Genomic DNA, 15,986 nt, shown 5'->3' with positions numbered 1-15,986 from the left:
GACTTTCACGCTGAAGTCATCCAGACTGCCGTAAAAAGATTCATCAAAGACGTATTCGTTTTTCTGCAGTCGAACGATCAGTTGTTTCCAGATGTCAGCCGAGTTGAGTTCCGGCTTTTCTCCTTTCGGGATTTTACGGGAGATTTGCTGGTCTTCAACGAGGTTCCGATATTGTGACAGCATGTATTCCCAGGGGGCTCCCGGCTTGCGCGACATGCTGTTCCACATGTTGAATTCTTTGATGGTTTTGTCGAGTGCAATCTGCATCCGCAGTTGTTGACTATGATCAAACAGCAGGCAGCCATCGGAAATGTGAAGTAATGTCCCGTAGACGCTGAAAGTGACGGCTGCAATTTCCTGCAGAGGTTTCAAATACGGTGTGGCTTTCGGTGTGATCAGTTTCGGAGCGACGGGCCAGATGAGATCGTCGCGACTGGTTAACCATTCTGCATATTCTTGGAGAGACTGCGGCATAATAAGTGAATCATTTCCGGGTCGAGATATTCAATGGTCAAATCATAGAAAACGGAGAATCTGGAGAAGAACTGATAGCGAAAACAGGCTGTCAGATTGAAAGGTAACGTACTGGCCGTTCTTATCCTCAAATCTTCCATCTGTGAAATTTTAAAGCAGGGATTACAGGGAATGCACGATGATCGTGTTCCGATCTTAGACCAGACATCAATCACAGAGCAAGCAAAAAACGAGATTTCATTTGCATTCGATCTGGCTTGACTTCTGCAAGTTGATCCAACACGAACCGGTATAACTGACGTAATAGGTTTGAGAGTTGGAATGCGTTGAACCCGAGGCAGGTCGCTGTTGTCATAACGGTTATCCGTCCCCGGCTGCCTGACTGAGTGGAAAACGGCCAAAATCCTGTGTGAAAAATTCAAGTCACCCCATAAATGTGGTTCATATCTTAAGTATTATGGTGCCGTGATTCTAAGTGCATGAATTATAGGGAATTACAGCATCATATTCCGCACAGTTGATTCTTCCCTGCCAATTATTCTGAGTGTCTCTGTCATTACTGCACTCTCCCTTGTCAAAGAGCTTAAAGTCCTCACCGCGATTTCGTCGATGCAATTAGGGCAGACGGTTGAAACCGGAAAGACGTAAAAACCACGTCGAACCAGTCAACATCAGTTTGAGTGGTTCAATCCATTCAATTGTCTGTAAGGGGGGAGAGGACAAGACGGATCTAGTCTGACGAACTGATCTGAATGGTATTGCGATTGTCATTCAGTCCGACCCCAAGAGTATTACGTACCAGATCCCAAATTTCCTTAAAATTAAAGATTGGCATTTTGAAACAGTTTTTGGAGATGCTGTCTCCCTAAACAAACCCCGACCCAAGACTGCACAGGTTACAACTTGAAACTGATTGGCCAGGATAGCCGAGAAGTGTAGTAGGGGTTAAAGCAGAAGAAAAGTAACCATTCTTCGAAAAGATTTGCCAAGCATGTGATTGGAGAGCCCGCAATGAAAACGATCTTCACTACTGGCCAAGTAGCAAAGATCTGTAAGGTTGCACCCCGCACGGTTAGTAAGTGGTTCGACTCTGGACGCCTGAGAGGATACCGTATTCCGGGATCTCAGGACCGTCGAATTCCTCGTGAGCACCTTATTCGATTTCTTAAAGAACACGGCATGCCATTAGGCGAGCTGGAAGATGAAGCCATGGGCAAATTATTGCTCGTCGGTGCAGACACTCAGGTACGAGCAAGTCTCGACGACCTGATGGCTACCGAAGACTTCAAAATAGAGTACGCCGTAAGTGGTTTTGAAGCCGGCATCCAGGCAGAATCTTTACATCCCGATTGCGTGATTGTGGATTTTGCAATGGGTCGCAATGAAGCACTGATGATCGCTCAAAACCTGCGACGTAACAAAGACTACACCGATTCTGTTCTGATTGCCCTGCTGAGCGATGAAGACAACGCCAGCGGTTTCGACAGAACATTATTCAACGAAACTTTCCGGAAACCATTTGACGCAGCACTACTGGCCGAACGGATTCGGACCTTGGTTGGACGAAAAAAGCAAATCGCCTAATGACGGGCAGGAATGCCTCGAGGTGAGATTGCCAGGGACGTGTAGTTCTCGATATTATGGACGGTGTCGAGAGAACGGCCCGCTGGTCAACCAGAACAATCGCAAAGGGATTTGCTGGTTTGCGTGAACGAATAAACCCGGCCAAGAGGTAAGACTCTTGGCCGGGTTTTCTTTGCGCGCACCAGATCTGACTGTAAACCGCTATGAATTTAATCGACAATCATCACGAAGCCGGAAAGACACAGCAGTTGCCTGCCTGGCTCTGGTACCTGCTGCTGGCACTGATCGCGTTTGTGCTTGTTGCCGCTCAGCTCGATTGTGCACAGGATCTTTCCCTCACAGGTCCTGGTCCCGGCCTGACCGTCGATGAACCGTTCAATGTCGGGCAGGGCGTGTTTCTCGTGCGCGCGATTCACGTGTATGGTTTGGGGATCTTCGCGCCGGAAAGTCTGCGGGAAATCTTTGAACATCCAAATTATCTGCCCGATCATCCGCCGCTGGGGCGTCTGCTCATTGGCATTTCACACGAAGTGATCTCTCTGTTTGCCGGTGATGAGGGGCGCCCGTTTGTCGTGACCTATGGGCGCTATGCATCGGCCTTCTGTTTTGCGTGTCTGGTGTTTGTGGTGGGGTGGTTTACCTCAGTTCGTTGCGGGCACCCGGGTGGCGTTGTCGCTGCTGCTGCCTTGATCTGTATGCCACGCTTATTCGGGCACGCGCATCTAGCGGCTCTGGAAACAGCAACCGTGTTATTTTACACCATGGCGGTCCTGTCGGTGGTGCACTTCTGGAATACGGAGCGTCCTCCCGGCGCGAAACGGGCCTGTCTGACCGGGCTGCTGCTGGGGCTGGCTTTGCTGACCAAGATTCAGGCGGTGCTGATTCCCATTCCCGTCATACTCTGGGCGCTTTGGAAATGGCGTCAAAAAGCAATCCTCCCTTTGCTCTGCTGGGGCGGCGTGGGAGTGCTGATTTTCTTTGCAGGCTGGCCTTGGCTCTGGTTTGATCCCGTAGATCGCATCAGCGAATATCTGGGCAGAACCACGGAGCGGGCGGCCCTCTATGTGTTATACTTCGGAACCAAATACGCCGACCGAGATCTCCCCTGGCATTATCCCTGGGTGATGTTGCTGACGACGATACCGGTCGGGCTGTTGATGTTGGCGTTCATCGGCTCATGGAAAAGCAGTTGTTCTGTTTCGGACAAGCAACAGCATCGACCGCAAGGCGACATGCTGTTACTGCTTTCGTTTCTGTGGCCGCTGGTGTTGTTTTCCCTGCCGGGCATCACCGTCTATGATGGCGTGCGTCTGTTCTTAATGGTTTTTCCTCTGGCGGCGATTTTCATCGGGCAGGGGGCAGCCACAGTTATTGACTGGGTGCATCGGCGTTTCCCGTCGCGGTTGGCGACAGCGACGATCGCACTTTTATTACTGACTCAGTTTTACCCTACGATCGCGTATGCACCCTGCTGGCTCAGTGATTACAGTTTATTGATCGGAGGGTTAAAGGGCGCGGATGCGGCGGGGATGGAAGTCACCTACTGGGGCGATTCCATCACGGCAGACATGTTGCAGAAAGTGATCGACGAAGTACCTGAAAACAGCATCGTGCAACTCGCACCAATTCTGCATCCCGCCTGGCTGCAGACGCTGCAGGAGACGCCCGAACTGAAACGGAAGGGGATTCAATTGATCCCCTTCGAATCAGAACGACCTGTTTCCGAATATGTGTTGTACTTTCAGCGGAACCCTTACCTGCCGCAAATGCTTCAGGCACCGCAATCGGATGCGTGGACCGTGATCACCGAAGTCACCCGGCAGGATGTCCCGCTGGCGCGATTGATTCGCTTGAAGGTTCCGCAATAATCTTCTTACTGCTTCACGGGCAGGGATGGATGGAATCCCGGAATTTTGCAGGGAATCCGATACAGGCCACTGCCGGCGGTGATGTAGAGCGTGGAAGCATCGTCGCCGATCCCGAAGGTGCAGTTGGTAGGTGTAGTGGGAGTCGGAATGTAGGCCAGTTCTTTTCCCTCGGGAGAAAAGACGACAATGCCGAACCGGCTCTCTGCGCGGAAGGCGGTGTAGATATTGCCTTTCTGATCGACGGTCATACCATCAATGCCGGTTTCTTTCCCGCCAAAGTCGGCCAGGACAGTTTTCTTGCCTAACGCACCATCTTCCTGGATCGGAAATGCGTTGAGGGTCATGCGCTTTTTCGGATCTTTCGGCGGGTCTTGCTCCAGTCCGGTAGCGCCGTTATCGGTTTCCGCCACGTAAAGTGTTTTTCCATCCGGCGAAACCACAGTTCCATTCGGCTTGCTGATGTCGGTCGTCGCGCGATGCACCGTTTTGGTTTTGGGGTCATAGCGATAGACGCTCATGTGATCGAGTTCCAGCGGTTCCGTGCCGACATAACGGGGATCGGTGAAGTAAACCCAGCCCTGGGGATGCACGACCAGATCATTGGGGGCGTTGAATTTCTTTCCCTCAAAATTGTCGATCAGGCATTTGACTTTTCCCTTTTTTGAAATCTGGGCCAGACATTGTTTTCCATTATTCGCACCGCAGGCGGCGAGCATTTTTCCTTTCTGGTCAATCATCAGGCCATTACTTTGTCCGCTGTCTGCACTGAAGACGGTTGTTTTCCCTGTCGCCGGATCAAAGGCCATAATCTTGCCGAGACCGCCTGCGAAATTGATGTCGCTGAAATAGATGATGCCGTCCACGTCAACGCAGGCGCCTTCCGTGAATCCCTTGTCGACCCAGAGTTCTTCCACTTTCGATTCAGGAGAGACAATGGACGCATCGCCGGACGGGGCAGGTGTCGCCGCGTAGACCATGGAACCTGCAAATCCTGAAAAAGCCATTCCCAAAACAAAAAGATGCTGCCAGTGAATCATGGTTGGTTCCTCTCTGCTGTTGCGATTTGCAAAACGATCATAGCCGGTGGGCTGTGACGACATCACGTTTCTTTTCTGTTTTATCAATTCAACTCAGTGTCTCGTCTGGAGTCTCTGTCACAGGAGCGTTCTTGTTATTGCGGACCAGCCAGAGCGAGGGGACCGCGAGGATCGCACCGGCAGTCGGGCCGACGAGATAGAGCCAGAGTGATTGCAGATTTCCACTGACGAGGGCAGGGGCAAACGAACGGGCCGGGTTCATGGAAGCGCCGCAGATCGGCCCGGCGAACAGGGCCTCCAGCGCGATCACCGATCCGATGGCGACCCCGGCAAGGATGCCGGTTTCCTTGGCGCCCGTGCTCACACACAGGACCACGAACATCAGCATCCAGGTCAAAACCCCTTCGAGAATCAGCGACTGCATGTCACTCCCGGCCGGAAGCGTCATGCCGTAATTATCCAGTCCGGGAAAGATCAGCTTTAACAGCAGACAGGCTGCCAGAGCGCCAATCACCTGACAGATAATATAAGGCATCACCTCTTTCCCGGGAAAACGCCGTCCCACCCAGAAGGCGATCGTCACTGCCGGATTGATGTGCGCGCCAGAGATTTCACCAATCGCGTAAATCACCGATGTGACCACCATGCCAAACACGAGCGCAATGCCCACATGCGTGACGGTTCCGTGAGAAACCTGATTCGTAACAATGGCACCCGCACCTGAAAACAGCAGGATGAATGTGCCAAAAATTTCCGCGTAATATTTCTGCATCAGTGGTGAATTCCAGGTTGCGGGTTCAATGTTTAATCATTTTCGGGGCGACTCGGATTGAGCCAGTGACCGGACGGATCGGAGCCGGCGACAATGACCCCTTTGGCGTTCCAGTCCATGCCGGCCCGGACGTCGGCGGCACAATACCGGAGCGTTAAGCCGCAGCGTCTGCGGTCTGACTCATTGGCTTCGGAACCGTGCAGTAACAGATCGGAATGGATGGAGCCCTCGCCTGCTTTCAGTGAATCGTCAACGGGCGAACCATATTGTTCCGCATTATCGATGGTCTGGTTGAGCACGTTGTCTTCATGTGAGCCACTCGGACGATACGTCATGTGTCCATAATGATGGCTGCCGGCAATAAACCGCATGTTGGCGTTTTCGAGGTCGGCATCGTCGATCGCCAGCCAGACCGTGACCGCTTTCGAAGGAGACAAAGGCCAATAGCTGGCGTCCTGATGCCAGGCGACCGATTTGCCATCGTGGGGCATTTTGCAAAAGAAATGCGAACCCCAGGCGATGACATTTTCCCCCAGCAGATCTTTCACGTATGCGACAATTTTGGGATGTGTCAGCAGATCATAAACCTTGCCGTACTTCATATGCGCCGTGCTGATCGAATAGCTGTTTCCGCCGGCGGCGATGACGGTTTCCAGCAGACGGTCGAAATACTCCCGATTCTCCTGTACTTCCTGCTCGTTGAAGATGCGAAGATTCCGCAGGTAGCCGTCCTGATTGAATTGTTCAACCTGTTCGACGGTTAAAAGTTTCGGGTCGGTTGTGGTGGAAGGATAGAACTTCAGATCACGCTCGATCTGCGAGAGTTCCTCTTCCTGGGGGACAGCCTTGAATTCTTTGGATTCAGCCATGGTGTGACTCTTTGCGCGTAAGATAAAGCGGAAATCAGTCATGAGGCAGATGAGAGACACCGAACCCCACGAGAGGAAACTGGTTCTATTGTAAATAGGGCTTCGTCCGGGAACAACTTAGAAGTGTGCGATCTCGTTTTTTTGAGAGAGCCCGGAGTTACAATTTTGCATGGCAAAGGGAAAAAGCCGTTTGCTGTTCTCCCGCCAGATCCGCGATGCATTCAAATTTCAATACGCAATTCACGCATTTCGAATCACATTGGGGAACGGAAAAGACTTCGCAGGGGTGTCGCCAGACGATTTTCAACGGATCAGACTGGCTAAGACGCACTCGTTGTTTTGTCCGGTTTGGCTTTCGGAGTCGGCGCAGAGGCAGTGGCAGCGGCCGTTTTACGACTGGCTGCATGGGCGGCCAGACCTTCTGCCGAGATGAGATGCACCAGATCCTGTGCGTTCTGATCCATTTCCATCACAAGTGCATCAACGCGGCCGGCGAGGTACATGTACATAATCAGCGAAGGAATCGCAATTCCCAGACCGAAGGCGGTCGTTAACAGAGCCATCGCAATGCCGACTGCCAGTTCTTCGGCTTTACCCATTGCGCTGCTGTTGGCAATTTCGTTGAATGCCTGAATCATACCAATGACCGTTCCCAGCAGCCCCATCAAGGGGGCCACCGTGGCGACGCCATTTATCACACGCAGATGCTTACGTAGTTGAGATAACTGTCGCTCACCACCGTCAATAATCGCCTGTTCGACTTCGACACTCGGTTTCCCCCACTTTCGAACGCCGTGCGCAAACACCGAGGCAATGGGACTCGGATTTTCTTCGCAGAGTTTGAGGGCCGACCGCGCGTTGAGCTTGCTTTCCTGCAACAGCTTCATGAAGCGGCTGACGAAATGTTTGGGGATCACGCGTCCGGAACGCAGAATGACCAGTCGCTCAATCGTGAACCACATCGAGATGATGGAAGCGATCACGAACGGCAGCAGAAAGTAGCCCATCTCACGGATAATGTCTTCGGGCGTGGAAGGAATTCCGGAACTGCGTTTCACTGGAGTGCCGGCTTCCGCCTGTGGACCATTGGGGTCAACTACTTCAACCAGCTTGCCATTCACCGATTCGACGACTTTGGGCAGACGCTCCTGGGCGTTGGTTACAATCGGAAACAGCAGAAAAAACAGGCCCGGAATGATCACGAATTTCAGCAGAAACCGATGCGGACGCCTGCGACCGGAGTCGGCAGGTCTTCCTTGATCGGCAAGATCAACGGGTTGTCGTTTTGGACTGCTGATAAAATGGATCATGAGTCGTGAATGTCACTCTAAAATGAACAGAGACGAGCACAGAATGGTAGTACCGAACTCGGTTTTGAATTACTTGAGCGTCCTTTGAGTTGAGAATCCTCAGTCACCCGGCAGGACACAGGCTAGTTTACGCCAGATTTGCTTCCCCGTCGAGCCTGGAATCCCATTTCCCAGGCAGACATCTGTGAGGCGTCAGTGACATTCAGATTATGGTTTATTGGCTTTGCCTAATCGGGCCTGAACCTCTTTCACCCGTTCTTGCGTGCGGGAAACCAACTCATGTTCAGGAAAACGCTTCAAAAAGTCCTGATACGTTTTTAAAGCCTTGGCCCATTCCATCATCGCCTCGTGGCACATACCGGCCTGAAAGAGCGCGGGGGCCTGCCATTCGGGAAACTTGTATTGGATGTCGACCTGTAAATAGGCCAGAAGTGCTTCTTTGAACTTTTCCTGAATCATCAGGGTTTCCGCCAGAAGAAACTGGCATTTGGCTGCAGTTTCGGTCCGTCTGCTGTGTTCGGATTCGGTAATCTGTTGAAACACTTTGCGTGCCTCTTCGAACTTCGCCTGATTTTTCAGGCTGCGCCCGAGTACTTCTTCTGCCTGATAGAGGAAAGGATTGTCTGGGTCCCAGCTGCGAAAACCGTCCACGGTCTTTTTGACCTCTTCATATTTTTTCTGTCGGAAGTAAGTTTCTGCCAGCAGCACCCAGGCGCGGGGATACCAGGGGGCCTGACTCAGTTCTGCGGTTTTCTCTTTTTCGAGCAGCTTCAACAGTTCCGCCTGAGCCGCTTCGATCTGATTTTGATGCAGGGCTGCTTCCGCTTCGTGAAATTGCGCAAATGCAGCATATTCATTTTTAGGAAATCGTTTGAGCAATGCTTTGGAAAATTTGTCGACCAGATCCCATTTTTTCAATTCCAGATTGATTTCAATTAACCGATACAGCGAGACCTGTTGCACTTTTTCATCCGACTTGGGAGACGCCTGAAGTTCATCAAAGGCCTTGGCTGCTTCGGGCAATTTGCCGGCGATTAAATCGCTTTCCGCCAGACTCAAACGGGCGTTGTCCGCCAGATCACTGTCCGGGGTCTCTTTCACCAGCCGTCGAAAGATGGCATCCGATTTTTCAAACTGCTCGGCTTCGTAATTAATTAACGCCCATTCATCCAGGATTTTATCCAGGTTGTCCGTTTTGGGGAATTTCAGCAGTAACGCTTCATAGGCCTGATTGACGGCCTCGATTTTCTTCAACTGAAACAAGGTGCGTGCGGCCTGCAGACCGGCCAGCATGGCATACCGCGACGGAGCGAACTGGTTCAACGCTTTCTGATAAACGGCAACGGCGGCTTCCAGTTGCTGGTTGCTTTCCAGACTGCGCCCCTGCATATACGTGGCTTCAGCCGCCAACGGACTTTCCGGAAACTCTTTGACAAACTGTTCAAAATGGGCAGCTGCGGGCTGATGCTCCTGCAGTTGAGATTCGCTCCAGGCCAGGCCGGAAAGGCCCGCCAGGTATTCCGGAGATTTCGCGCCGAGGTTGACAATTTCCGCGAAGAACTTTTTGGCCCGTTCCCACTGTTTTTTCTCGTAGTTCCGTTCTGCTAACTGACGGTAGGTCTGAATTAACAGGTCGGCGTCCGGTTTGTGGCCCTTCAGCTGATCGAGAAATTGATCGACCTCCTGCGGCTTGTCATTTTTGGCTGTGAGCAGAATCAGGTTTGCCAGGATCTGATTGAACCGGACCTCATTCGGAAACTGTTTCAGATATTCTTTCGAGAGGGTCTCTGCATCGGCATACTTTTGCAGCGAGTTGAAACTGTTGCTTTGCAGGATCAGTGCGTCCGCATACTCGCTTAACGTTTTGTCGGTTTTGGGATCTTTCAGGTACGGTTTCAGAACGGCGATCGATTTTTCGTACTGTTTCAATTTCTGATAGGTGCGTGCGAGATAAAGTCGTGCCAGCAGTCTGGTGGTTTCCAGTTCGGTCTGGTCGAGAACCGTCTGGAAATGAATCAGTGCTGCTTTCAGGTCTTCTTCTTTGCCTTGCTCATCACGAATGCGGCCTTTCAGGAGTTCCTGATGCAGCCGCAGACCGCTTTGGGGATATTCTTTTTCAAACCGGGCCGCCAGTTGGTCGGCTTCTGCCAGTTGATTGGTCAGTAAAGCGGCTTCAATCGCAAAATGCAGACTGTCGTCTGCGAGATCACTCTCGGGCGATTGTTTTACGAGTTCGAGAAATAACGGTTTGGCGAGAGCCGGTTTTCCGGAACGTAACAGCGCATCTGCCAGTTGATAACTCATCAACTCTTTTTGTTTCGGATTGGGATTTGATTTGAGCGCCTGTTCGAAAGCAGCAATGGCCTCCGGGAATTGACCGGCGCCTTTGAGGCTGACCCCTTTCCAGTACAGGGCATTGGCTGCCTGTTGGGGATTTTTAGCGACGATCTCAAATTGCTCGACGGCTTTGGCGAATTCATTCAGATCGTAAAATGCATAACCGGCATTGAGCCGCGCCGTGATTCCCAGAGGACTTTCCGGAAACTTTTTCGGCAACTCCAGGAACGCGTTTGCCGCCTCCTGAAATTGTCCGCGATCAAACAGCGAAGTGGCCAGAGACATTTGTGCGTCGCTGGCACGTGAATGATTCTTTTTCGCAGCAATTTCCTGGAACTGCTTCTCTGCCTCTACAGTCTGTTTATTCCGCAGGTAAGCCGAAGCAAGACCGAACTGGGCATCTTCGTGCATGGCCCCTTTCGGATGACGTTCCAGCGATCTCTGAAAACTTTTCACCGCCAGATCGGGTTTGCCACGTCGGAGCATGACATCGCCGAAATAAGGGTACGCCCATTCTTCCAGATCATGGTTGGGATAGAGTTTCAGAAATTCCGTAAATTCCTTTTCAGCCGCTTCCAGGTCATCCAGCAGATAACTGCATTCACCAATGCGATAGAGTGCATCCGGCAGGTTCTTGTCTTTCGGATACTGTTTTGCAAAGTCACGCAGGACCTGCCGGGCTTCCTTATATTTCTGCTGATTGACGAGCGTCAGGCCGAGATAAAATTTGGCCAGGGGAACGTCGGCGTGTGTCGGGTACTCTTTCAGATATTTCTGAAATGTTTCTGTGGCCAGTTCCCAGCGATTTTGCTTATACAGCCCGATGGCCAGTTGAAACTCATCTGAAGCCTTATCGGCCAGCGCGAACTGCGCGGGCAGCAGAATCAGAAACAGGAAGCTCAGGCAGAGTTTGCCGACACGTAAATCGTTTGAGAAAGGGATCCGGATATTCATCATGTTGGAATCGTGAGTTCGATCTAAAAAAGTAAAGTGACGCTCGCTCATATTATCGTGAGTCTTCCGGCAGAGGCAAGCGGCGTTGCTGAAAACTCGCTCCGCAGATACGAAAACCTGATGTTTCAGCGGATTTGTATATCGGTACCGCCCCTGTAAATCACCAAATCGCATGATGTTGAATCAAATTCGTGATTGATGCGTCTTTCACAGGTTTGATGAACGCGGGTCAGCTGCCTTGAAAATGCTGATCTGCGAAATCGAGGTATTGTCGCCAGTCAAAATCCGTGACATCATGTTTGCCGGTTCGAATATGATAACCCATGCGTTGTTTGATCGGCTGATTGACGTCCGGCATCTCTTTCGCACCGAAGCCGGAGGTTCCCAATAGTTTGTAGACCGGCTCTGCATATAATACAGAGAGAAATTCTCCCCGCGGATCTGCCCACTGGTCTTCCTGCGCACTGGCGACATATACGGGTCGCGGGGCGACCAGCGCAACCAGCATGTGTTGATCAACGGGCAGTTCGTCTTCTTTGTCGATGTACTTGTTGAAGTTATCACAGAACCAGTGTGGAAAGGCATTGTTGATCACATTCAGCGTTTCGCCAAAACGGCGTCGGCTGAGAGCGGCACCTCCGCAACCGGAGTCATTGGAGATGACCAGCGCAAACCGCTGATCCTGAGCGCCCGCCCACAGTGACGTTTTACCCAGTCGCGAGTGTCCCATGACGGCGACGTGTTTGTGGTCGATTTGCGGGTCAGTCTCCAGATAATCCATCGCGCGGCTCAAGCCCCAGGCCCAGGCGGCAATCGTGCCCCACTCATCAGCGGCCGGTTTTGATTTGCCGTCCTTGTTAAACAGGGCATGCACGCCATTTTGAAAACCATCGTCATAATCAGGATCGATATCGCCGCAGTAAATCGCAACCAGGCCGTAACCGCGGTCGATGATCTGTTCGACGGGCCAGCGCGAGGCCGAGGTGCCTCGAGATTTTTCCGTGGCACGATTATTGACGACGCCTTTCTCCTGATTCGCCCGCATCCATTTCGTGGAGAGCGTGATTTCCGGGTCATCGGCAATCGTGTGATTGCCATAGAAATTCAGCCCCATAAAAACCGGCACCGGTTTGGTGGCTTTGGCGGGCAGATAAATCAGCAGGTCCATCCGCGGCTCTTCTTTTTTGCCGGTAAAATAAATCGAGACCTCTTTGCGGATCGCTTTGCCGTTTAATGCATCATTCTTCTGCGAGGTGACTTCGAACAGCATGTTGTTCGGCGCAGCGGGACTTTTTCCATAGACTTCATTTTCAAACAGACGCAGAATTTCCGGGCGTCTGACTTTCCACCACAGCTCGGCGGAATCCACCTGCTTACCGTCAGAAGTCAGCAGGGGATCGGGCAATGTAAATTGCGGGACCTTGGCTTCGTCATAATTCGGCTTGGGACGTTGTGCCCGGGCTGTCTGACTGCAGATCAGGAATAGAGCAAACACAATCGACGTGGTCAGGAGCAGTCGTTTCATCTGATTTTAGGACCTTTATTCAGGTGGGGTTTTCATCAATCTGAAGTTTGGCGATGTCGCCGGGAACCCTTCAGGCTATCATAATCGGGAGAGACATTTCAAACCTGTATTTTAAATCGTGTTCGTTTTCTCGATGATTGGCAATATGAAATTCACCGGGTACTGGAAAAACGGGATTTATTTTTATCTGCTCGCTCAGGGGATTGGCGGCATTTTATGGTGGTGTCTGCTGTTTCAGCTGCCAGATTGCCGTTCCTGGTTTCTTTCAGACTCATTACCGGAACGTGTCTTGCTTTCGTTCTGGTTGCCCGATTGTTTGATCTTTATTACGGGTTCGCTGGCTGCTGCCTCTGGCTACAGGAATCACCGAAGCTGGTTTCCGCCGCTGCTTTATTTTTTAACGGGGGGCATTGCTTATGTCAGTCTCTACTGTCTGGCGCTGAGTGTCTCAACCAACGGAGGCTGGCCGGGTACATTGATCATGTTGTGCTGCATGATCGTGATGTTGTTGATCTGCCTGGTTTTGAACCGTGATCGGCACAGGGAAATCTGAGGAAGTCCATTTCGATGAAGATGTTTTTTGTACCGGCTGCTGAAGAATCACCGCTCTGGTGGATCTTACTGAAAATCTTGTTTCAGACCGTCATCTTCTGGTGCCTGTTCCTGTTTGTGATTCCTGCCGGGCTGATCTGGCTGGAATCATTTTTTGGTGGGAACCGGTTTCACTTCACAGGTCAGCATCTGCTGGGAATGACACTGTTCGTGCTGGGCGGCAGTCTGGGTCTGACCAGCGGCGCGATGATGGGAATTTACGGCAGGGGTACGCCGCTGCCCCTCGATGCCGCACGTCGGCTGGTGGTTGTGGGCCCTTATCGTTACGTTCGCAATCCGATGGCGATTGCCGGGTTAACGCAGGGGCTCGCAGTCGCCCTCTATTTTGGTTCGTGGCTGACGATCATATATGTGATCACAGGTTTTTTTCTCTGGAATTATTATGTGCGGCCTATTGAAGAACAGGATCTGCTGCAGCGATTTCCGGATGACTATTCCGCCTATCGCAGCACCATTCGCTGCTGGATTCCCTGCTGGCGCGGTTATCAGCGTCCCGTGAAGAGACTGCCGGATCGGAATTGAATCGACAATTATTTTCCTGAATCTCGTAATCTGTGTATATAATCGTTAACATGGCCCTGACGAAATAATTTGTTTACTTAATGGCGCTGTGTGGTGCCCGGATAATAACGCAATGAAGAATCTGTCCCAAGCAGAAGAGATTGATGAAATCCGCACAATGGTGCGTAAGAGTGGTTTGCGAAGTACCTCCGCTCGCATCACGGTGATTCAGTTTTTGCGTCAGGCTAAATCGCCTCTGACGCATGCCGAGATCGCCGAAGACCTGACTCCGCTGGGATTTGACAAAGCGACCGTGTATCGCAATCTGATTGATCTCGCAGAAGCCGGCCTCGTCAAGCGGACCGAACTGGGAGACCACGCGTGGCGGTTTGAATTACGCAATCCGGATGAACCGGAGGACGCAGAGCACCCGCATTTTGTCTGTACCGAGTGTGGCAGTGTTTCCTGCCTGCACGATGTTGACTTCAAGACTCCCAAAAACAAGCAGTGGTCTCAGGTGGGCAGGGTGACAGAAATTCTCTTAAAGGGAATCTGCCACGAATGCGAAACACGTTGAGCCGGGATCACCTTCGTTCAATGACTGTGGTCATGACTGTGTCCGGCTGCCGGATTCGATGAACCGGGAGCATGGCTGCCGTGATCATGCACGTGGCCCGGTTCAATAAAACCGATCCCGTAAGCCAGCGCGATTCCCAGCAGGAGCACAAAAGAGAGCCGAAACCGGTTATGTGAATGAAATTCCATTTCCGGCAGTAAGTCTCCCAGTGAAATACACATAAAGACGCCCGCTGAAAACGCGAGAGCACAGCCGATGATCACGTGCTGATTCTCGGAAAACTGCTGAACCCCCAGAAAAAACAAGAGGGCGCCTAACGGACACATCAAGGCAAAACCAAGATTCACGGCATTGCGCCAGCCCACAGACCAGCCTCCCGCCGCCATCAGCGAAGTGATGGAAACCGCGTCCAGCGGTTTGTGCAACGCGATTGCCAGAAAGGTTCCCAGTCCGAACAGAGAGAGAAAGACTTCATGATGTTGCTCGGCAATGATACTGGCTCCCAAAGCCAGTCCGTCGATCAGCGTGTGCAGCGCCAGACCGAACGCGATGCCAACCCAGCTCAATTTGTGTGTATGGGTGTGTGAGTGCACGGGGGCATGTGCGTGGTGATGATCACAGTCATGATCATGGTCGTGGTCGTGCTTTTTTTCTTCAGCTTCAAGTTCCACGGTTCCATGCTGGTGGAAGTGAAATGTGCGGAGCAGGAAGAACAGTGTCAGAATACCTGCCATCATCCACCAGACTGCCCGATCCATTGAACCCATTTCCGCGACAGCGTGAGGTAATAGATGAAAGACACCGATGCCCAGCATGAGCCCGCCGACAAAACTGATCAACGTTTCCATGCGGGTATGTGTTAAACGCACCAGCGATGGTAACCAGCCACCCAGCAGTGAAGCAAATACGATCAGACTGCAGTAAATTCCCAGCAGGGTATAGGTCCAAGTTTTGCCGTTTTGTTTTTTCGTTTCGCCACTGGCCTTGGCAGAGGAGTCGGGAGCGCTTTCGGATACCGAATTCTGCTGATTGTGCTCCGCTGCAACGGTGGGGCGCGAAATGAAAAATCCGGGCGCGATCAGAAACACAACCAGGGGAATCATCAACAGCAGCAGCGTGAGTCCAGCGTCTTTTTTAAAGTGAGAAAGCGGTTTCATTGGGTTAAAAAGCCACCTGAGATCTAATGGATGCGCTTTGATGCTGCCGGAATTGATAGAAGCATCGGCACTCTTCGATTGTAATAGCAAACTAATTGCGATTGAATTTAACTTTTATTACGGATCAGGGCAAGTGCCCTCTCTTACCTTCTCAGCGAAGTTTCTGAACTTCTGCTACGGCTGGCCGTGCTGCCTGCTGGAAGATCAAGCCAGAATGGCAGTGATGAAGTGATTTGACTCAGCTCTTAGTCCTGTCCCCTCCTGTAGCGACTCCAGTAGAATCAATCAACTAGTCCCGATAAGTTCAGATAAGAGCGGTCTTTAGAGTGTTAAGCTGTTCTGATTAGGTGTTCTTTCTGGCGTGTGCGTAGTGGGAGGTCGAATGTGAAGGCTCTTCATCATTTCTTAA

General features: G+C 51.6%; 13 protein-coding genes and 1 pseudogene. 6 read left to right on the top strand and 8 right to left on the bottom strand.

Translation table 11 applies throughout. The annotated features are described in order from the left end of the window. Nucleotides 1-474, bottom strand: a pseudogene (locus tag Q0294_RS04205) (HAD family hydrolase); the annotation flags it as partial. A 1,011-nt stretch (nt 475-1,485) separates the two neighbouring features. On the opposite strand from Q0294_RS04205, the gene Q0294_RS04200 reads away from it, so the two are divergent. Together Q0294_RS04200 and Q0294_RS04195 are read left to right on the top strand one after the other, a co-directional pair. Beyond that, entirely contained in the window at nt 1,486-2,058 is a 573-nt protein-coding gene (locus tag Q0294_RS04200; RefSeq protein ID WP_044238118.1) for a helix-turn-helix domain-containing protein, read from the top strand. 203 nt (nt 2,059-2,261) lie between these two features. Beyond that, nucleotides 2,262-3,926, top strand: a complete 1,665-nt coding sequence (locus Q0294_RS04195) for a glycosyltransferase family 39 protein (protein WP_299461239.1) — start codon at nt 2,262-2,264, stop codon at nt 3,924-3,926. Nucleotides 3,927-3,931: 5 nt separating this feature from the next. Here the strand turns inward: Q0294_RS04195 and Q0294_RS04190 are convergent, their stop codons facing one another. From Q0294_RS04190 to Q0294_RS04165, 6 genes are all read right to left on the bottom strand, one after another. Continuing rightward, nucleotides 3,932-5,026, bottom strand: coding sequence for an SMP-30/gluconolactonase/LRE family protein (locus Q0294_RS04190; protein ID WP_299461237.1), 1,095 nt, complete (start codon nt 5,024-5,026; stop codon nt 3,932-3,934). 25 nt (nt 5,027-5,051) lie between these two features. Next, nucleotides 5,052-5,735: an aquaporin gene (locus Q0294_RS04185; RefSeq protein ID WP_299461235.1), complete on the bottom strand. Its 684-nt coding sequence runs from the start codon at nt 5,733-5,735 to the stop codon at nt 5,052-5,054. Between the two features lie 32 nt (nt 5,736-5,767). Continuing rightward, entirely contained in the window at nt 5,768-6,604 is an 837-nt protein-coding gene (locus Q0294_RS04180) for a phytanoyl-CoA dioxygenase family protein (protein ID WP_299461233.1), read from the bottom strand. A gap of 320 nt (nt 6,605-6,924) precedes the next feature. Beyond that, a complete protein-coding gene (locus Q0294_RS04175) occupies nt 6,925-7,914 on the bottom strand; it encodes a MotA/TolQ/ExbB proton channel family protein (protein WP_299461231.1) in 990 nt (329 codons plus the stop codon). Between the two features lie 207 nt (nt 7,915-8,121). Continuing rightward, the gene (locus Q0294_RS04170; RefSeq protein WP_299461229.1) at nt 8,122-11,208 is read right to left on the bottom strand and encodes a tetratricopeptide repeat protein; all 3,087 of its coding nucleotides are present in this window, start codon (nt 11,206-11,208) and stop codon (nt 8,122-8,124) included. Nucleotides 11,209-11,434: 226 nt separating this feature from the next. Next, nucleotides 11,435-12,730, bottom strand: a complete 1,296-nt coding sequence (locus tag Q0294_RS04165) for an acetylxylan esterase (protein WP_299461227.1) — start codon at nt 12,728-12,730, stop codon at nt 11,435-11,437. 145 nt (nt 12,731-12,875) lie between these two features. On the opposite strand from Q0294_RS04165, the gene Q0294_RS04160 reads away from it, so the two are divergent. The 3 genes from Q0294_RS04160 to Q0294_RS04150 all read left to right on the top strand — a co-directional run bounded on the left by Q0294_RS04160 (nt 12,876) and on the right by Q0294_RS04150 (nt 14,420). Next, nucleotides 12,876-13,283 (top strand): hypothetical protein, encoded by a 408-nt coding sequence (locus Q0294_RS04160; RefSeq protein ID WP_299461225.1) that lies wholly within the window; start codon nt 12,876-12,878, stop codon nt 13,281-13,283. A gap of 14 nt (nt 13,284-13,297) precedes the next feature. Further along, nucleotides 13,298-13,864 carry an isoprenylcysteine carboxylmethyltransferase family protein gene (locus Q0294_RS04155; RefSeq protein WP_299461223.1) on the top strand — a complete coding sequence of 189 codons (567 nt, stop codon included), beginning with the start codon at nt 13,298-13,300 and terminating at the stop codon, nt 13,862-13,864. Between the two features lie 112 nt (nt 13,865-13,976). Next, on the top strand, nt 13,977-14,420 hold the full coding sequence (locus Q0294_RS04150) for a transcriptional repressor (protein WP_299461221.1): 444 nt from the start codon (nt 13,977-13,979) through the stop codon (nt 14,418-14,420). A 17-nt stretch (nt 14,421-14,437) separates the two neighbouring features. On the opposite strand, the gene Q0294_RS04145 is transcribed toward Q0294_RS04150, so the two are convergent. Then, a complete protein-coding gene (locus Q0294_RS04145; RefSeq protein ID WP_299461219.1) occupies nt 14,438-15,577 on the bottom strand; it encodes a ZIP family metal transporter in 1,140 nt (379 codons plus the stop codon). Between the two features lie 40 nt (nt 15,578-15,617). On the opposite strand from Q0294_RS04145, the gene Q0294_RS04140 reads away from it, so the two are divergent. Next, nucleotides 15,618-15,809, top strand: a complete 192-nt coding sequence (locus Q0294_RS04140) for a hypothetical protein (RefSeq protein WP_299461217.1) — start codon at nt 15,618-15,620, stop codon at nt 15,807-15,809. Nucleotides 15,810-15,986: the final 177 nt, after the last annotated feature.

The organism is uncultured Gimesia sp. (assembly GCF_937919775.1).
In the GTDB taxonomy this organism is placed as follows: Bacteria; Planctomycetota; Planctomycetia; order Planctomycetales; family Planctomycetaceae; genus Gimesia.
Note: the sequence above shows the minus strand (reverse complement) of the source record. Positions and strands in the feature narration are given on the sequence as shown.